The sequence below is a fragment of the Endomicrobium proavitum genome (assembly GCF_001027545.1).
Classification (GTDB): domain Bacteria; phylum Elusimicrobiota; class Endomicrobiia; order Endomicrobiales; family Endomicrobiaceae; genus Endomicrobium; species Endomicrobium proavitum.
The window spans coordinates 34,234-53,249 of record NZ_CP009498.1; the positions used below are offsets into that span (position 1 = coordinate 34,234).

The window sequence follows — 19,016 nt, forward strand, 5'->3', positions numbered from 1 at the left end:
ATGGATGCGTCCTCTATATACTTCATCTTAATACCTGTTTTAGCTTCGCTTGTTTTGTTTTGCATTCCTAAGAAATTTGAGGGTGTAAACAAAGCGTTGTTTGTTGCCGCGGCAATTTTCAACATTGCGGCAGTCTTGGTTTTCTTCGGAAAAGATATTGCGGCAAACTTTCCGTGGGCGGCGTTTGGCTTTTCTTTTTCAATTTTAACTTCTTCTTTGAAAGAAATACTGCTTATAATATCGGCGGTTTTTGCGCTGCTTACGGCAATTTTTACAATTTGCAACCCGCAGGGAACTTCCAAAGTAAAGCTTTTTAACGCTTCCGTTCTTTTGGCGCTGGGCTTTGCAAACGGCGCTGTGCTTACAAATAGTTTGGTATTTCTTTTAATATTTATAGAAGCTCTTGCCATACCTTTTATTTTGATGATATTGTCGTCGGACAACGACAATAAAAAACTTGCGGTTAAAGCTTTTGTTATAACTGCCGTTGCCGATTTGTTTTTAATGCTTGGCATAGGCATAGTTTACGCTCTTTCAAAAACCGTCCAAATTTCCGATATTTCTCTTGCGCTTTCCGGCGGACAGGCAAAAGCCGCTTTTATTTTTATGGTTATAGGCGCCGCTGGAAAACTTGGCGCTATGCCGTTTCACAGCTGGATGCCCGAAGCCGCCGAAAAAACTTCTGTAGGCTTTTTAGTGTTTATGGCTACGGCGGTTGAAAAAGTTTTGGGCATATACATATTATATGTAGCAATTAAAATTTTTAACGTTGCTCCCGGAGCGGTTGCGTGGCAGCTTCTTGCGGCAGTTGCGCTTGGCGCGTTGGTTGCGGCGCTTTTGTCAAACTCTCAAAACTCTTTCAAAAAAATGTTGATATACACAAGCATAAGCCAGGGCGGGTTTATGATGCTTGCTATGCTTACGGCTGTTCCTGTTGCAATTGCCGGAGCCGTGTTTCATCTTTTGGCTCATACGGTTTATAAATCAGCGTTATTTTTCGGCGCGGGAATTCTTGAAGAAAGCAAATCGGAAACCGTTTCTTATAAAAACAACGTTTATATTTTTATTTGTTTTACTCTTGCGGTTGCGTCTTTTATAGGCGTTCCTCTTTTTGCGGCGTTTTATTCAAAAGAACTTGTTTACGAAGGCGCGTTTGCCGCGGGAATAGTTTGGTATGCGGCTCTTGTTTTGGTAACTTTTTTCTGTTCAAGCGCGGTGTTGAACTGGTTTGGAAAAATATTCTTTAACAATAATTCCGAAACAAAACAATACTCCGTAACTTCAATGATTGCGGCTTTAACTGCGTCGTTTTTGTGTCTTTTGCTTGGAGTGTTTTCAAATATTCCCGAGCATGTTATAGGGAAAGCCGTTCCTTTTACCCAAGAACATTCGGGAGTTTTAATTTTTGCGGTTTCAATAAGCGCTCTTTTAATTGTTGTTGTAAACTTTATTATAGGCAGCGTTAAAAATAACGGGCTCGGCTTTGTTTCGCCTATAGTAAAATATCTCGGGATAAATAAATTAGACGAAACGCAAAAGGCAGACCCTTACGAATTGGCAATTAGCTTTTACAAAAAATTTGCCGCGGCGTCTTTTAATTTTGACAAACTGCTTAACAAAGTTTACGATGTGGTTATACCTTCCGCGGCGCTAAAAACCGCGGCGGCGTTAAAAAATATTCACAACGGCGATACGACGCGTTATATTTTGTGGGTTCTTGCGGCTATTGTTGTTGCCGTTATATTTTTTGTGTTTTCTTGAGGATAAATGACGATATCTCTTATTTTAATTCCAATCTTGCTTGTATTTGCGCTTAATATTCCGCGCGTTAGCGGAAAAACCGCCTATTATGCGGCGCTTGCGTTTTTTGCGTGGCAGCTTGCGTCGGTATTTTTTCCGTGCTTGGGTTCGCAGCAGTTTGCCGGTTTGGCGGGTAAATTTTTCTCATTTAATATTGCGGCCGACGGCATATCTGAAATAATGATAGTGTCGGCGTCAGTTGTAGCTTTTGTTTCTCTTATGACGTCTAAAGTTTTTTCAACTTCAGACGGCAAATTGTTTTCTCTGTCAAATTTAATGCTTCTTTGCATTGCCGGTATTAACGGGCTTGTTTTTGCAAAAGACGCGTTTACAATGTATGTTTTTATAGAAGTTATCGCCGTGGCGTCTTACATAATGATTTCGCTTGATAAAAAAGTCGGCGCGCTTGAAGGCGGTTTTAAATATCTTATTATTTCTTCAATAGCTACGGTTATGATGCTTTTTTCCGTGGCTTTGTTTTTTCTTGCGGCGGGCGGAACCGGCTTTGCGGAAATTTCCGCGGCTGTAAAAGATTACGGTTCAAACGGAATAGTTTTAATTGCAATAATACTTTTTATGTGCGGGCTTTTAATAAAAGGCGGGCTTGTTCCTTTCCACTCGTGGCTTTCAGGCGCGTATTCGCAGGCGCCCGCGGGAGTTTCGGTATTCTTGGGCGGAATAATTACAAAAACAACGGGCGTGTTTACGCTTATAAGATTTTTAGATTCCGTAACCGGTTTTAACGGCGAAATAAAAACCGTTCTTCTTATAACGGGAGCTTTATCTGTTGTGGGCGGCGCGCTTATAGCTATAGTTCAAAAAGATTTCAAAAGAGTTCTTGCGTATTCAAGTATCAGTCAGGTAGGTTATATAGTTTTGGCGCTCGGCGCGGGCACTGCGCTTGGCGTTGCCGCCGCATTGTTTCATATTTTTAATCACGCTATTTTTAAATCGTTATTGTTTGTTAACTCCGCCTCGGTTGAAAAACAAACCGGCAGGCTTGACGTTGACTCTTTCGGCGGGCTTGGATACAAAATGCCGATAACTTCTACGACAACCGCTATTGCATTTTTATCTGCTTCCGGAATTCCTCCGTTTTCGGGTTTTTGGAGCAAACTGTTAATTGTGCTTGCTTTGTGGAGCGCGGGTTATCAGGGTTTTGCGGTTCTTGCGGTTTTGGCAAGTCTTCTTACAATGGCGTATTTTGTAACTTTACAGAAAAAAGTTTTTTTCGGCGAACTTTCGCCGTCGCTTGAAAACGTTTCGGAAGCTCCGAAATCTTTAACTGTGCCGGCAATAATTTTAGGCGGCATTACAATAGCCGTAGGTTTGTTGTTTCCGTTAGTTTTAAAATATTTTATACTGCCCGCCGCCGGACTTTAAAGCGGTCGCGCAGCTCAATATCCGAAAAAGTTTTTGCCGTTAATTTTAATTTTGTTGTTACCGTTTGCGGCTGTCAAGTTTTTAAGCTGCTAAACTTCTAAGCCGCATTAAAAAGGATTTTTTATGGATACGCCTTTAATACACATTATTCTTTTAGCGCTTACCGTAATATTTGCGGTTCTTGCGGTTGTGCGCACAAGAGTTGTTCGCGCGGCGATAATGCTTGCGTCAATAAGCATTGTTGTAACGCTTATACTTTTTTTGCTTAAAAGTCCGCTTGCGGCAATTTTTGAACTTTCCGTTTGCGCCGGACTTATAACCGTTATTTTCATAAGCGTTATCAGCCTTACAAATCCTTTAACGCAAAAAGAGCGCGGCGACGCAAGGGTGGGAATGTATAAAAAATTCGTTTTCCTACCTATACTTGTGGCGGTTTGCGCGGCTGCTTTTGTTTTGCTTGCAAAAGAAATAAATTACGTTCCGCTTCCTTCGGAAGCAATTGCCGACGCGTCCGCAAGAAAAGTTTTATGGGAAACAAGACAATTTGATTTGCTTGGTCAAATAATAATAATTCTTACAGGCGTTTTCGGAGTGGTTGTTCTTTTTAAAGATAATAAAGGAGATGACAAGTGAACACGGAATCTCTTCTTCTTTTTAAACTTTATATTATAAGCGCGCCCGTGCTTTTTGTAATAGGCATATACGCAATTATGGTTACAAGAAATATTATTTCAATTATAATAGGTCTTGAAATCATGACAAAAGGCGTAACTATTTTGCTTGCCGCCGCGGGTTATTTTAACGGCAGACCCCAGCTTGCGGAACCTTTAATTATAACCATGATAGTAGTTGAAGTTGTTGTGCTTACAATTTCTGCGGGATACATAATAAATATTTCAAAAAAACATAATTCTTTAGACGTTGAAAATATTAAAAAACTGAAAGGTTAAAAATGAATTTTTACGCTTTAATTATTTTGCCTCCTATAGTGTTCGCCGTTGTGTTTGCGTTTATGTTTTTGCTTGCGCGCGCGACAAATAAAATAGCTTTTAAAAATCCGTTAAACCCAAACGGCAAGCTTAAAGCTTACGCGTGCGGCGAAGATGTTAAAGAGCACAGATTAAAACCGGAATATTCCGAGTTTTTCCCCGTGGCGTTTTTCTTTACGATAATGCACGTTATAACTCTTTTGCTTGCCTCTACGCCTGCAGACATGAAAACTTCTATCGGCATAACGGCTTTGTTTGTAGCTGTTGCTTATATAAGTATTTTGATAATTTTCAGGAGAGAAAGAAATGATTAAAGCTGTTAAAAAGCTTATCACTTGGGCGCGTTTAAAATCTCCCTGGGTTATACATTTTAATACCGGCGCATGCAACGCTTGCGACATAGAAATAGTTGCGGCTCTTACGCCCACTTACGATTTGGAAAGGTTTGGAGTTTTGCAGAAAGGAACTCCAAGACACGCAGACGTTTTGTTGTGTTCCGGCCCCGTTACAATGCAGCTTCAGGACAGGCTTGTAAGAATTTACGAGCAGCTTCCCGAACCTAAATTTGTTGTGGCTGTAGGTACGTGCGCGTGCAGCGGCGGAGTTTTTGAAGGCTGTTACAGCATGCTTGGCGGAATAGACGAAGCAATTCCCGTTAACGCGTATATCCCCGGATGTCCGGCAAGCCCCGATGCAATTATAGACGGAGTTACAAAACTTTTAAAAAGTTACGAAGACGCCGAAAAGGAAAAATTAAAAAATAAAAAAGGGGGAACCGGTGGAAAATAATCTCCCGATTGTTGAAAAAATAGCCGCAAAATATCCGGATTTAAAAGACGCAATACGCGTGCAAAGAGAGCAGAGAATTTGGATAAAAGTTCCGTATGTAAACTTTAGAAAATTTTTAGAGTTTGCCGCAAGCCAATTAAAACAGGATATTTTCTGCATGCTTACCGGTCTTGACGATAAAGAGAATTTTTCTTTTATTTATCACATGGCGGACGTTGCAGGAGTTATGCTTAATATAGAAACATCCGTTCCTAAAACAAACGCTGTTATAGACACAATTACCGATATATATCCTGCGGCAGAGCTGCAGGAAAGAGAAGTTGTTGATTTATTCGGAGTTAAAGTTAACGGTCTTGGCGCAGGTCCAAGATATCCTTTATCGGATAACTGGCCTGACGGGCAGTATCCTATGAGAAAAGATTGGACGGCGGACAAAATAGAGAAAAAAATTTATAAAGCAACTCCTCTTAAGGAGGATTGCAATGGCTAAAAAATTAATTATTCCCGTAGGGCCGCAGCATCCCGCGTTAAAAGAGCCGGCGAGTTTTGACGTAACTCTTGCGGGCGAGCAGGTTGAAAGCATTTTGGTAAAAGTAGGATACAATCACAGAGGCATAGAAAAAGCCTGCGAGCAGAAAACTTATCTCAACGATATGTATCTTTTGGAAAGAGTCTGCGGAATATGTTCGCATTCTCATTCAACGTGTTATTTGCAGGCGGTGGAAGAAATCGCGGGGCTTCAAGTGCCTTTGCGCGCAAAATATATACGTTCAATTATCGGCGAGATGGAAAGAATTCACAGCCATCTTTTGTGGGTTGGCGTAGCCGCTCACGAAATAGGTTTTGACACTCTTCTTATGTACACGTGGAGAGACAGAGAAGTCGTAATGGATTTGCTTGCGCTTCTTACGGGCAACAGAGTAAATTACGGAGTTAACGTTTTAGGCGGCGTGCGCAAAGATATTTCCGACGAAGAAAAAGATCAAATTTTAAAAGCAATGGACGTTTTGGAAGAAAGAACAAAATATTACGCTCAGGTTGTTACGCAGGAAATTACAATAAAAAAGAGACTTTCAAAAGTAGGATATTTATCTCCTGAAGATGCGGTGAAAATGGGCGCGGTAGGGCCTACCGGCAGAGCTTCGGGAATTGCAAGAGACGTGCGCGCGGAAGAAAAATACGCGGCATACGGCGAGGCTGATTTTAAAGTTATTACGGATAATAATTGCGACGTTTACGCAAGAGCGCTTGTGCGCGTAGGCGAGCTTATGGAAGCTTACTCAATAATAAGACAGCTTGTTAAAAAACTTCCGGCAACGCCTTTGAAAGTTCCTGCTCCGTTAAGAATTCCCGCGGGAGAAGCTATTTCAAGATATGAAGCGCCTCGCGGCGAAGATTTGCATTATGTTCGCGCAAACGGAACCGATAAACCCGAAAGAGTAAAACTTAGAGCCCCCACTCTTGCAAACGTTCAGGCAGTTTCAACAATGTTGGAAAAAGGATATCTTGCCGACGTTACTATAGTTATAGCGGCAATAGATCCGTGTTTTTCGTGCACGGACAGAATGATACTTTCGTTAAACGATAAAAACAGCAAAAATTCTCAAGTGTCATGGAAACAATTAAGAGAAGAAAGCATACTGTGGTATAAGAAAAACCGCGGCGTAGATTTTTCAAAAGTTAAGCTGGAAATAAAATAGTTTTAAAGACAACCGAAAGGAAAAAAGATGACTTTGTATTTACTGCACACATTATTCTATATTTTCATTTTCCCGGGACTTTTATTTTTGCTGGTATTGTCTCTGGCGGCGGAATATGTTGACAGAAAACTCTATGCAAGAATGCAGACAAGAGTAGGTCCTCCGTGGTTTCAGCCTTTCGCGGATTTAATAAAACTTTTATCCAAAGAACTTATAATTCCCGAGAACGCCGACAAATTTATTTTTAAAACGCTTCCTCTTGCGGCGTGTACGGCGGCGGCAACGGCATTTTTATTTATTCCGGCGTGGACTCCAAAATCTTTATTTTCTTTTAACGGCGATATAGTTGCGGTGTTTTACATATTAACTATTCCTACGCTCACTTACGCTTTGGGCGGCTGGTATTCTCGCTCGCTGTATTCGCTTATCGGCGCAACGCGCGTTTTAACTCAATTGTTTTCTTACGAAGTTCCTCTTATGATGGCGGTTTTAGCTCCGGGAATTTTAGCGGGCTCGTGGACGTTTTCAGAAGTAATAAGTTTTTACTCGGCGCACGGCTGGCTGTTTTTGGTAAATATTATAGGGCTTGCGGTGGCAATTGTTGCGGTTCAAGGAAAGCTTGAAAAAGTTCCTTTTGATATTCCTGAAGCTGAAACGGAAATTGTCGGCGGCGCGTTTACGGAATATACAGGACCGTTATACGCTTATTTCAGACTTGCAATGAACATTCAAACCATATCTGCCGCCGCGCTTATATCTGCGGTGTTTTTGCCGTTCGGGTATAATCTTGTTTTGTGGCAGGGGTTGCTTGTGTTCTTGGCAAAAGTTTTGGCTATTATTATAATTCTTGCAATAGGCAGAACAATTTTTGCAAGAATAAGAATGGATCAAATGGTAAAATTCTGCTGGAAATATCTTACTCCTTTTGCGCTTTTGCAGATTTTAATAAATATAATTCTTAAAACGGCGGTCAAATGAACAGCATAGGTTCCGTACTTCTTGAAGTCATAAAGTCTCTTTTTAAAAAACCGGCTACGTCAAATTATCCCAAAACAAAAAGAGAAATACATAACAGCTATGCCGGAATGATTTCTTTTGAACAGGACAAATGCATAGGCTGCTCGCTGTGCGTGCGCAATTGTCCGGCAAACGCCATAAAAATTACAAAACTTGCCGATAAAATTTTTAGCTGCGAATTGTCTCTTGCAAACTGCATATTTTGTTCGCAGTGCGTTTTTTCATGCCCCAAAAAAGCTCTTTGCACTACGGACAATTTTGAGCTTGCCCAAATTGACAAATCAAAACTTACCGTAAAACTTGAAGAACTTGCTTTCGTAAAACAAAGCGAAGCAAATATTTTTGCCGATACCGCTAACAATCCCGCTGAAAACGCGCAGCTTAAATAATGGAAGATATAAAAAAAGTTCTTAAAGAGTTTTTACGCGGCGCCGGCAGCGTTGTGTTTCTTGCTATAGGCTCGGAGCTTCGCGCCGACGACGCCGCTGGTATTGAATGCGCGAAAGAACTTTTAAAAAATAAGCTTCCCGAAAACTTTAAAGTGTTGTTAGGTTTTACCGCTCCCGAAAATTTAACGGGCGAAATTAGAAAAGCAAAACCCACGCATTTAATAATTTGCGATGCCGCAAATTCAGGCTTATCCGCCGGCAAAACAAGCGTTATAGAAACAGAATCTATTGACGGCGCGGCATTTTCAACCCATATGATGCCCATGAACGTTTTCATAAATTACATATCGCAAAGCTCTCCGTTAAAAACCCTCATTTTAGGCATTCAGCCCAAAACCTTAGATTTCGGCGCGGAAATCTCAAAAGAAGTAAAAAAATCCGCGCAAAATCTTGCTGTTGTAATACTTGAAACATTATCTTAAAACTACTCTGCTTTAACGCCTGCAAATTTCCGCATGCTTGTTGTAGTAAAAACCATTGAAAATTCAAGTATTTAGGCTATACTCTACAAAAGACTGATTAGGTTTCAATAAACGTTTCAAGAGGAATATATGAAATCTTTTTTAAAAACTTTTTCACTTTCATTCTCCGTCGCAATAATACTTTGCGCAACGGCTTTTTCGGCACCGGTAAAACCAACAGCCGGGGGGCTTGGAGTGTTGGGAGACTGGACAAACCAAAATATGCCAAACCCTACTTTAAGAATGGCTACGCAGGTAGATAGAGCTTACCCTACAAACAGATGGTGGGGGTCAATGGCGGTGGGAAATACCGCAACTTACAATTTGCTTGCATTGCAAATGTCTTTGGGGCCGCTGTTAATAAATTTCAATAGCGGCGCAAGCGGGTGGCAGGGCGTTAACGGTTCGGGATATTTATTAGGAGCAGCAAACGTAGGTTTGCGCAATAGCAATGAAATTGAATCTGTTATGACGACTCCTAATTTTATTCATGTTCTTGGCGCGTTAGGTTCAAACAGTGAAACTTATATACGCGAGTCTGCGACAAAAGTGCAAAGCTATTCCGACTGGGGCGTTACTGCTGTAATACAAGATCAAAATGATAGCAGTAAAAAAATGACGGTTACATTTGCTAAAGGATCTCCTTTTGTTTTTAATACTTTTGCATCGGGCGTAATGCCCCAGCTCCGTTTCGGAGCGCAAAACCCCAATTATTGGACATATGGCAACGACGGTATTATATTATCTGACGGGAAAAATTATTACGGAATATACTGCCCGCCGGGAACAACTTTCAGCAGAATATTATCGGGTTTTGCTATGGACATAAATTTGCCTGCTTCCGCAACGGTCGAATCAGATAGATATGTGGTAATAGCTCTTTTACAGGTCGGAGGAACAGAGGCGCAGGCAAAAAAGGTATATGATGAGTACCGTCAATATGCTTATAATTTTATAACAGATACAAAAGTTTCATGGACACAAAATAGCGACTCTTCCGTTTCAACAACATTTAATTATTCTTTAACGTCTAAAAGAACCGGGACAGGATTTATTTCAGGACAAACGGTTTTTGCGCTATATCCTCATCAGTGGAGAAATCTCTCTCTCGGGTCTGCGGCAACCGCGTTAACTCAAGCTGCCGAATTTACCACTATTCGCGGGAAATTAAAAATATATAAAGGCTCTTCTTTTACTACAAAATATAAATTTAACGGAATCCTTCCTAATTTAACTTATGAAATTCCTCAAGCAAATTTATCTAAAATGAATACGTATATAAATAACGATAAAGTTTATAATCCCGCAAACCCCGGAGGCACGTCTGAAGATCAATCGTTAAATACATACCGAAGAGGGAAAGCGTTGGCAAAAGCGGCTAACTTAATTCCAATATTACATCAGCACGGAGATACTGCCGGGCGTAATGCTGTAATAAACACATTAAAAGCAGAACTTGAATTGTGGTACAAAGGTCAATCTAATAGAGCATTCAGGTATGATGCCGTATGGGGCGGAATAATAGGATATCCTAATGCATTCGGCTCGGAGATATATAACGATCACCACTTTCATTACGGATATTTTATTTATGCGTCGGCAATACTTGCAATGTTTGACCCGGATTTTGCTTCTGCAGCACAGTATAAAGCAATTGTAGATTTGCTTGTCCGTGATATTTATAATAATGATAGAAACAATAAAAGTTTTCCGTTCTTAAGAAATTTTGATATTTACGAAGGTCACTCTTGGGCAACCGGAAAAGGATTTACCGATGCCGGAAACGACGGCATAGATCAAGAATCAATTTCGGAAGCTATGAATGCGTGGGCTGCAATATATTTGTGGGGAGTTGCCACAAATAATCAAGATTGGATAAATCTTGGAATGTACGGATATACAACTGAAAGCGAAGCGTCAAATGAATATTATTTTGATATCCATAATGAAACATACCCGTCAAATTTTACCCATCGCGGCGGGATACTTTATGACAGCGCGTTAAAATATTTTACTCATTGGAATCAAAATCCAACGGCGCAGGAAGTTTCCGGAATATGGCTATTGCCGCTGACGCCGTCAATGTTATATTTAGGTTATGACACATCTTATGCCCGGTTTTATTACAATAAAATGCTCAGCGAAAGCAATCAGAATACAAATATGTGGAAAGACGTTTGGCTTAGATATAAATCTTTATTTAATGCTTCGGAAGCTTTACAGGATTGGAATACATGGTCGCCTGCGGCAAGCGCGGCGGAGCCGGGAAGCAGCTTGTCTTTCTCGTATCACTTTATAAATTTCTTTAATCAGCTTGGAAATGTAAGCACAGGTTACTATGCAAAAGATGCGTCCGGAAACAATGTTCCGTTTACGGTTATGAGTAATTCTTCAAGCACAACTTTTATAACTTACAATAATTCAAACGCTTATAAAACCGTAGATTTTTATTCTAATGCCGGCGTAAAACAGGGCAGCGTTTTGGTTCCGCCTTACACAACGGTTTCGGCAAAAAATAATTTTGAAAATTTGAAATACGATTCTTTGAGAACGTTTATCTCAAGCGGAAGCAATTATGTTTTGGTAGATAATAAATATTCTGAAAACGTTACGCTAAACAACGCGGCATTGCCCTCTGTTGACGCAAATAAATATTACGTTTTACCTTTAGCGTTTAATGTAGCCGCTACGACAGCGCCTGTTACTGTAAAGTTTTCAGGAAATATTCCGGCTACGTTCTTGGCTAATCAAATAAATTTATATAAATATAATTCATCAGCAAATTTAACCGCGGTTAATCAAACCGTGGCGATAGAAAAAGACGATAACGGCGCGGTAAGCGTTGTTATACAGGCAACGCTTGGACAAGCGGGGACTTATGTTGTTGCTATAGAAAGAGCTGTCAAGCAGCTTTCGGGAGTAATAAAAACCACCGACAACGTAAACGTTAACGTTACAATGAAAATTTACGACGATATAGATAAAAACGTTAAAACAAGAAATTATACCGCCGGAGTATATTCTACTTCAACGATTCAGGGCGCGCAGTATGTTCTTACGCCGGAAGCCTCCGGTTACGCGTTTAGACCTGAAAACTATTCTGTTACAGGTTCAAGCGTTGAAACGGTTCAAAATTTTACGGCGTATCGCACAACGCAAATTTCCGGAACAATAAAAAATAATATCAATAATTCTAATGTGTCTGCGTCGTTTGATATCTATAACAGCGTTGACGGTTCAACGGTAACTGCCGCTTATAGCGGTAGTTATATAAGCACATTAATTGTCGGCGCGCAATATGTAATTACGCCGAAAGCAAACGGATTTCTTTTTGAACCGGAAAGCTTGGAGATTACAGCCGGCAATTATTTAAATCAAAACTTTAAAGCTTTTGCGGTAAGTAAGGCAAGCGGAAATGTCGGAGTTATGAGTTCTCAGTATGATACTTTATTATCTCTTTATGACACTGTTGCGCAGACAACAAACACAATAAATGTGGCAGCTTCCATAGGCGTAAACGGCAACTACATTTACGACAATCTTAAAGAAGGAATATCTTACATATTAACCCCAAATTCCGAGAAAGTTTTATATGAGCCGGAAAGCTATATTTTTACGGCAAAAGCATCGTCTGATACGGTTTTAAATTTCAATACTTATTTGGCAGCCTATGCAAGCGGAACTGTTATGTTCGGCAATTATAATACGCCGTTTTCAGGCGGAGAACTGCACATTTACGATACTGTTAATCGCACTACATATACACAAGGGTTTAACGCAACATACACAAGTAAAAAATTGGCAGCCGGCAGGCAATATGAAATATGGATTTCTTCCCCGGGATTTTTAACAATCCCTGAAAGATCAAGCTTTACGGCAAACAGCTCTACAATATTTATATACGATTTTAGAGCATATCCGATTATTGGAAATATTTCAGGAAGCGTGTTAACGCAAAACGGCGCACCTGTAAACGCAACAATGTTTTTTTCCGGAGCGGCAATGTCCGGAAGGTTTTTGAGATATCCTATAAATGAGGGCGTGTATAGCGTAAATGCTGTTGAGACTTCAATGGTAATAATGCCGTATGCGGAGCAGTATATATTTAAACCAACGCAATTTTATCCTTCTTCAACTGATACTTTTACAAACGGACAAACAAATGTAATTCAGAATTTTACAGCATATTCCGGTTCGCATTTTAGAGGCTCAATAAAGTATGTGTCTGATTTTATGATGCCGAAATTAAATATGCTTGTTTGGGACAATGTTTCAAATTCAACTCAAACAATGGAGTTTTCACATAGAATGCCGGACGATAAAGACGGTGATGGAATAATGGATACTTTTGACATTGAATTTGAAGCAGGTGTAAATTATGTAATTACTCCTAATAATCCGGACGGCATTTATTCTTACGAGCCCGCAAGCGTTTCTTTTACGGGCGGCACGCAATATGTAAGGCAAAATTTCACGGCGAGAAAATCCGTAAATGTAAACGTTGAAATGGAGCTGATTCCCATTTCAGGGCTTACTGTAACGCAAAATGAATATATGATAGCTTTATTTAATTTAACCGATGCAACGGCGACTTACAAACATATAGCAATAGATCAAAGAAATAGCGTTAAAGGAACTGTGTCTTTCACGGTTAAAGAGGGAAAAGAATATGTTGTTGTTCCAATTCAGACTGCGGCAGCTGGAAGGTCGGAGACATCGTTTACGTTTAAACTAATTAATATTCCTGAAAACTATACATTTTACGCTTCAACAAACACTCAAAATGCCAAATTTTATATTACGCAGGATAACGGTTATGCTAACAGTAAGGTGTATTACGCCACGGGCACTGTAAAAAAGGCAGCAACTCAAGCAGATGTTCCCGTAAATTATGTTTTCACGGATAATACAAAAGCGCTATCTTCGCTTGTTTTGCCGGTAAAACCCGTTTACAATAGTTCAATAAGCGGATATGAATTGCAAGAGATAAGCGGCAGTTATAAAATACCATATATGTCCGACAGCGATAATATTATAGATTTTGTAAGCAAAGATTATGTATATAACCCTAAGGGTATTAAAGTTAACAAAAGAGCTATAAGCGTAGGTTTAAATATTACCGCATATAAACCCGGTTCAATTATCGGCTCCATATCTATAGACGGTTATGCGGCAAAAGATATAAATTTAGATTTGCCGGTAAGGCTTCAATACGGGACTCAATATCAACAGGATAGATATATTTTTACAACTATGAAAGTTAGAGAAGGACAATATGTTCTTGAAGATTTTACGGGCGGAGTGATAAACGATAAAAACTATGCCACTGTGCAGCTTGTAAGTTCATTTACATATAATACTAATACCGCTAATTATAAAAGCGGCGGATATGGAACTAACAGCAACATTATAAGCGAGCCGCAAGCAATTAATTATATTGAAGGCGTTAATGCTGTAAACTATATGGATTTTAAAATATCGCCTACGTACTTTGTAGAATTTTCAGCATGGTATTCATTGATGCATCCCGTTATTCCGACATATGCTCAGTATTACACAGGAAATTCTTATTTTTACGTGTATGATACGGTTGCAAAAACTACGTCAACTTTTGCCGGAATTCACTCGGCTACATATCAAGACTCTGCGTATTCACCGGGCATCGAACAAATTCCGCCGCACGATGTTGCTTCAATTGAAAATTATAATAGGCTTCCTCTTTTGCAGGGAAGACAATATATAATAACGCCTGCAAGCAATACGGTTTATTCTCCAGTGCCTCAAACGCACGGAGGAGTTGTTTATGAGCCCAATTCGGCGGTTGTGTATGTTCCGCTTGGAGCAACGCTGGCGGATAAATTCAAAGTTGAAACGAGCACATTTATTAAATTTACAGGATACATGGTTTCGCTTGCAAGCGGTTCGCTAAAAAATACAAGCGGCAACGCAATCTCCGGTTCCAATTTTATAACTTCATATGACGAAGTGAAAAACTCATCGGCTAATCTTGTTAATATTTCCAACGGGAGATATTCTTACGATGTTGTTGAGGGCAGACAATATACAATAACTCCCACTGCAGCTAATTATATTTTTAATCCTGTAAAATATACATTTGTCGCGTCAACCGCAATAACTGTAAAAGATTTTCAGGCTTTAACTGTTTCTAAGATTTCCGGTAATATTTATCAGTTGCAAAACGCGTCTGCTCCGGCGCCGGTTGTAATTGATGTTTATGAAGATGTCGGAAATACAAATAGCTTACAGCCCGAACTGTCTCCGCTTCAGAAAACCCCTTCGGGAAGTAACTGGCAATTGTTAAAAACAATATTATCGCAAGACGGTTTCTATAGTTTTAGCGCAGTTGAGGGAAGAAAATATTTAGTAAATGCCGAGCAGATGAAATCGGGTCTTATTGCATTGCAGCCCGGCGAATCTTTGCCTGAGCCTGCTGTAATTGTGCCTGAATCTTTTGAGATAACAATTGCAACGGTTTCTAAAACTCAAGATCTTGTTGCTTATCCTGCGGTAAAACTTATAGGCGACGCAAAAAATAATAAAGACGATTCAACGATTGGAGTAAGCTTAATAGTTTATGATGTTGTTGCAAAAACATCTTCAACAAAAGATTTTACCGGTGATATAAATAAAGACTTAGCGCAAGGCAGAAGTTACGTAATTACGCCTGTTGCCGAAAACTTTGCGTTTGAACCGCAGGCAATTTATATTACTCCGTCTTCTTCAACGCATATAAATTTTAAGGCGTTTGCTTTGGGAAAAGTTAGCGGAGTAATAAAAAATAAACAGACCAATGAAGATGTTGCGGTAACAATGCATGTGTATGACCACTCTCTTGCAACTGCAACTGCAAAAGCATTTAACGGTTCTCACTCTCATGACGTTATAGAAGACAGGGTTTACACATTTACCCCTGTTGCGCAAGGATACGTGTTTGAGCCTGAAAGCTTCACAAGCACAGGGACAAATCAAACCGTTACAAGAGATTTTGTTGCTTTGTCAATTTACGATATCACCGGCAAACTTACAAGAAACGGCAAGCCGGTTGCAGGGGCGGATGTTTATGTTTATGATGAAACGGCTAACAGCACGGCAACCGTAACAACAAATGCGCAAGGAGTTTACGCAAGCTCAATAACTGCGGGAAATAATTATACGGTAACGCCGTCAACGCAAACTTATATCTGGACGCCGGAAAATCTTGCGTTTACGTCGGTATCCGATAGCATAGATAACGCAGATTTTGAAGTGACCAATAAGTTTACAAAAGTAACGCCGTATCCTAATCCGTTTAAGCCGTCAAAAGGTTCTACGCACATAGCGTTTTCAAATATTAAAGCCGGGGATAAAATAAGAGTTTACAATTTGTCCGGCGATAAAGTGTTTGAAGCCGATGCGGCTGCGGACGGAGATTATTTGTGGGACGTTAAAAATAATTCGGGAAAAAATATTGCTTCCGGAGTCTATATGTTCCACGTTGACTCAAACGGAAAAGCAACAACAGGCAAAGTAGCGATTGAAAGATAGTTTTAACGGCAAAAGTTAAAAGCGGAAAGTTTAAATAACAGATTGCAAATAAATAAAAAAAGCCCGCGAAAGAAAAAATTTCGCGGGCTTTTTTTATTTATCAGCTATTATTTGTCGCTTCTGTCGTAGCTGTTTTTTAGAACTCTGTCTTTTGCCCGACCGGAGCCTATTGCTTGCGCAGAGTAAGATTTCCCCGTGGAAGTAATTGTGAAAGTTTTAAAATTTTTATTTTCTCTGGCGTCTATGCCTAATGTTTCGTCATAATCTTTTGCTTCTTCGCCGCCGTCGTAATATACGCCGAATTTTGCATGATATTTTTTTTGAGCGTTATCAATTTTTACAAGCAGGCTTTCGCCTTCGCTGTCTAACGCTCTGTTTGCAAAATTTTTATAAACGGGAAACGCTATAAAAAACAATGCGGCAATTATAGCGATAACTATTATAAGTTCTACAAGTGTAAACCCTTTTGATTTACGCATTTTTTGCCTCTTTAAATTTAAATTTTTACAAGTTTAGCTTTTACGCCGCGGACGGATTTAATGCTTGAAAACAGAGATTTTATTTCTTTTGCGCAAGCAACAACTTCAATAATAATTAAACCTTTGTCAGAGCATGTGTCGCCGGGCGAGTCGTGTATTCCAAGACGGGTTTTAATTATGCAGCCTGCCTGCGTAAGCAGTTTTTGAACCGGCACGGCTGAGGTTTTTCTTTTTTCAACGGAGATAATTATGATATTTGCCATTTTATTGCTCCTTTGGCTTTAGTTCCAAAAGCTCGCTTATCGTTACAATTTCGTAGCCCTGCTCTTTTATTTCGTCTATAAATTGGTCAAGAAAAGAAAGAATTCTTCTGTTTTTTGAGCCGTCGTGCATTAAAAATATTGCGCCGTTTCTAATTGCCTGTTTATAACCGTTGTGCATTTCTTCGGCAGTCATGTTTTGATGCCAGTCGCAGCCGAAAGTCCAATTGATAACATAATAACCGTTTTTTCTTGCAACTTCAATTGCGTCCGGTTTTGCGTATCCGTGAGGATAGCGGACTAAAAACGGTTTTACGCCCGTAGCGGACTGTATTGCTTTTTGCGAGCTTAATAACTCTTCTTCTATCTTATATTTTTTATTTCCGCTTATTTCTTCTCTAATGCGTTGCGGATAAAAATCAAAATAATTTTTTTTGTTGAAATACGGCAAGTAATAAGTTTTTACATATGCGGACTTATACGCGTAAAAATTTACATGCGCCCATGTGTGGTTTGCAATTTCGTGCCCTTGTTCTTTTATAAGTTTTGCCGTAGCCGGAAACTGCGCTGCATTTATTCCAAGCATAAAAAACGTTGCTTTAACATTTTTGTTTTTTAGAATTTCCAAAACGTCTTTTGTAATTGCGCCCGGACCGTCGTCAAAAGTCAAGGCAACTTTTTTTTTGCCGGAAGAGCCGGCGGCATAAAAAATTCTGTTTTGGGCAAAAGAAACCGAAGCTAAAAACAAAAGAACTAAAATTATAAATTTTTTCATGATGCTATAATACGGCGCATGTCCAAGGCAGCGCATGCGCAAGCAAAATTAAAAGACCGGCGTTAACAATTTGCATCCAAAAGTTGTCGCTTATTTTCCACGGTATGGCTTCCACAACGGTAGCTATAACCGCTCCGGCTAAAGCAAATTTCCAGTTAAAAATAAAAAGTCCCGCAATAAAGCATGCTATTAAACAAGCAATGCTTCCTTCAACGCTTTTACCAGCGAAACTTTTATGTTTGCCTATGGTTTTGCCGACTAATGCCGCCGCCGCATCTCCGAAAGAAAGATATAGGAAACTTGCAAAAACCATTGTGCGCGGCGCGCCAAGCCAAAGGTCAAAAATTAAAATTGTAAAAAGAGCTCCGCTTAAAGTGCCTATTAAGCCGCTTATTTTTTGAGCTTCCTCGGGTCTGTAAAAACCTTTATAATTGTTGCAAAAATATTCGTTAAAAGAAGGAATGTTAAATCTTAAAATTTCAAAAATCGCCACAACGGCAATTGCCGCGGCAAGCCCTAAAATTATATAGTTTTTGTCAAAATACCAATATCCGAAAACATAAATTAACGATAATAAATGAAACCCTTTTCTTTTTAATTCGTCTTTTGGAACGCTAACCATATTTGGCTGACTCCTGAAAATAAAAATTTATAAGAATTTATAATGCTTGTAATAATAGAGCCAAAAAGCTGCGATGGGCTTATTGCTTCCGCAAAAGCGAAAGTCATAAGCAAAGCAAACGTTATAATGTTTACGGCGGCTATTACAACGTAAGAAAAGAAAACGCCGTAAACTTTTAAATCCGGCTGTTCAATGCCTAATATATATATTGTAAGAGCTATGTGAAACGCTATTGAAAACCCCGCAAAAAAAAGAAATATTGCGTAAAAAGGCTTAATGTCGCAAAACCATCCGAGTAAAACGTAAACTAAAATTATCGCAAAAGTGTATATTGGGAAAATATAAGGAGCAAGCGTAATCCACAAATTATCTTTTGTAAGAGTTACGCTGCCGGACTCTTTTCCTACTTTAAATTTTTTAATTCTTGCGCCGCTTAAAACGCCTGCGAGCGCGTGGGAAAGTTCGTGTCCGAAAACGTATGTGCGCAGGGGCTTATAAAACGCAATTTGAAAAACTATATAACAAAAAATTCCTATCCAAAAAGCCGTATATTTGCTTCCGCTTGTCGCCGCAAAATCTAAAAAACTCATCAAAAGAGCCCATGCGCCCGCAGCAACAGCCGGAATTGCCAAAAAAGCCGTAATCGTTCTGACAAGTTTCATGCATAAGATTGTATATAATTTGCGCCGTGTTTACAAATTGACGGACATTGCAGAAAATCGTATAATTTATGGAATTATTACAACC

General features: G+C 39.6%; 17 protein-coding genes. 12 read left to right on the plus strand and 5 right to left on the minus strand.

Going from position 1 to position 19,016, the window contains the following annotated elements:
* The 12 genes from Epro_RS00150 (at nucleotide 1) to Epro_RS00205 (ending at nucleotide 16,133) form a co-directional block, all read left to right on the plus strand.
* Nucleotides 1-1,761, plus strand: coding sequence for a complex I subunit 5 family protein (locus Epro_RS00150; RefSeq protein ID WP_052569501.1), 1,761 nt, complete (start codon nucleotides 1-3; stop codon nucleotides 1,759-1,761).
* Between the two features lie 6 nt (nucleotides 1,762-1,767).
* Nucleotides 1,768-3,183 carry a complex I subunit 5 family protein gene (locus tag Epro_RS00155; protein WP_052569502.1) on the plus strand — a complete coding sequence of 472 codons (1,416 nt, stop codon included), beginning with the start codon at nucleotides 1,768-1,770 and terminating at the stop codon, nucleotides 3,181-3,183.
* A gap of 123 nt (nucleotides 3,184-3,306) precedes the next feature.
* Nucleotides 3,307-3,816 carry a Na(+)/H(+) antiporter subunit B gene (locus tag Epro_RS00160; protein ID WP_052569503.1) on the plus strand — a complete coding sequence of 170 codons (510 nt, stop codon included), beginning with the start codon at nucleotides 3,307-3,309 and terminating at the stop codon, nucleotides 3,814-3,816.
* The gene (locus Epro_RS00165) at nucleotides 3,813-4,133 is read left to right on the plus strand and encodes an NADH-quinone oxidoreductase subunit NuoK (protein WP_052569504.1); all 321 of its coding nucleotides are present in this window, start codon (nucleotides 3,813-3,815) and stop codon (nucleotides 4,131-4,133) included. Before Epro_RS00160 ends, Epro_RS00165 begins: the two co-directional genes overlap by 4 nt.
* 2 nt (nucleotides 4,134-4,135) lie before the next feature.
* Complete coding sequence (gene ndhC / locus Epro_RS00170; protein ID WP_052569505.1) at nucleotides 4,136-4,486, plus strand: NADH-quinone oxidoreductase subunit A; 351 nt, start codon at nucleotides 4,136-4,138, stop codon at nucleotides 4,484-4,486.
* Nucleotides 4,479-4,961, plus strand: a complete 483-nt coding sequence (locus tag Epro_RS00175) for an NADH-quinone oxidoreductase subunit B family protein (protein ID WP_082121439.1) — start codon at nucleotides 4,479-4,481, stop codon at nucleotides 4,959-4,961. Before ndhC ends, Epro_RS00175 begins: the two co-directional genes overlap by 8 nt.
* Nucleotides 4,951-5,451: an NADH-quinone oxidoreductase subunit C gene (locus Epro_RS00180; RefSeq protein ID WP_052569506.1), complete on the plus strand. Its 501-nt coding sequence runs from the start codon at nucleotides 4,951-4,953 to the stop codon at nucleotides 5,449-5,451. The genes Epro_RS00175 and Epro_RS00180 overlap by 11 nt, the downstream gene beginning before the upstream one ends.
* Nucleotides 5,444-6,661 (plus strand): hydrogenase large subunit, encoded by a 1,218-nt coding sequence (locus tag Epro_RS00185; RefSeq protein WP_052569507.1) that lies wholly within the window; start codon nucleotides 5,444-5,446, stop codon nucleotides 6,659-6,661. Before Epro_RS00180 ends, Epro_RS00185 begins: the two co-directional genes overlap by 8 nt.
* A 27-nt stretch (nucleotides 6,662-6,688) precedes the next feature.
* The gene (locus Epro_RS00190) at nucleotides 6,689-7,639 is read left to right on the plus strand and encodes a complex I subunit 1 family protein (RefSeq protein WP_052569508.1); all 951 of its coding nucleotides are present in this window, start codon (nucleotides 6,689-6,691) and stop codon (nucleotides 7,637-7,639) included.
* A complete protein-coding gene (locus Epro_RS00195; RefSeq protein ID WP_052569509.1) occupies nucleotides 7,636-8,067 on the plus strand; it encodes a 4Fe-4S binding protein in 432 nt (143 codons plus the stop codon). The genes Epro_RS00190 and Epro_RS00195 overlap by 4 nt, the downstream gene beginning before the upstream one ends.
* Complete coding sequence (locus tag Epro_RS00200) at nucleotides 8,067-8,549, plus strand: hydrogenase 3 maturation endopeptidase HyCI (protein ID WP_052569510.1); 483 nt, start codon at nucleotides 8,067-8,069, stop codon at nucleotides 8,547-8,549. Before Epro_RS00195 ends, Epro_RS00200 begins: the two co-directional genes overlap by 1 nt.
* A 129-nt stretch (nucleotides 8,550-8,678) precedes the next feature.
* Nucleotides 8,679-16,133, plus strand: coding sequence for a glycosyl hydrolase (locus Epro_RS00205; RefSeq protein ID WP_052569511.1), 7,455 nt, complete (start codon nucleotides 8,679-8,681; stop codon nucleotides 16,131-16,133).
* 107 nt (nucleotides 16,134-16,240) lie between these two features.
* Here the strand turns inward: Epro_RS00205 and Epro_RS00210 are convergent, their stop codons facing one another.
* From Epro_RS00210 to Epro_RS00230, 5 genes are read right to left on the minus strand one after another with little or no spacing between them, the layout of a single operon-like run.
* On the minus strand, nucleotides 16,241-16,612 hold the full coding sequence (locus Epro_RS00210; RefSeq protein WP_052569512.1) for a type IV pilin protein: 372 nt from the start codon (nucleotides 16,610-16,612) through the stop codon (nucleotides 16,241-16,243).
* 17 nt (nucleotides 16,613-16,629) lie between these two features.
* The gene (locus Epro_RS00215; protein ID WP_052569513.1) at nucleotides 16,630-16,875 is read right to left on the minus strand and encodes a CPF_0552 family protein; all 246 of its coding nucleotides are present in this window, start codon (nucleotides 16,873-16,875) and stop codon (nucleotides 16,630-16,632) included.
* Nucleotide 16,876: 1 nt separating this feature from the next.
* On the minus strand, nucleotides 16,877-17,647 hold the full coding sequence (locus Epro_RS00220) for a polysaccharide deacetylase family protein (RefSeq protein ID WP_052569514.1): 771 nt from the start codon (nucleotides 17,645-17,647) through the stop codon (nucleotides 16,877-16,879).
* 4 nt (nucleotides 17,648-17,651) lie between these two features.
* Complete coding sequence (locus Epro_RS00225; protein WP_052569515.1) at nucleotides 17,652-18,269, minus strand: diacylglycerol/polyprenol kinase family protein; 618 nt, start codon at nucleotides 18,267-18,269, stop codon at nucleotides 17,652-17,654.
* Nucleotides 18,242-18,931, minus strand: a complete 690-nt coding sequence (locus tag Epro_RS00230; RefSeq protein ID WP_052569516.1) for a hypothetical protein — start codon at nucleotides 18,929-18,931, stop codon at nucleotides 18,242-18,244. The genes Epro_RS00225 and Epro_RS00230 overlap by 28 nt, the downstream gene beginning before the upstream one ends.
* Nucleotides 18,932-19,016: the final 85 nt, after the last annotated feature.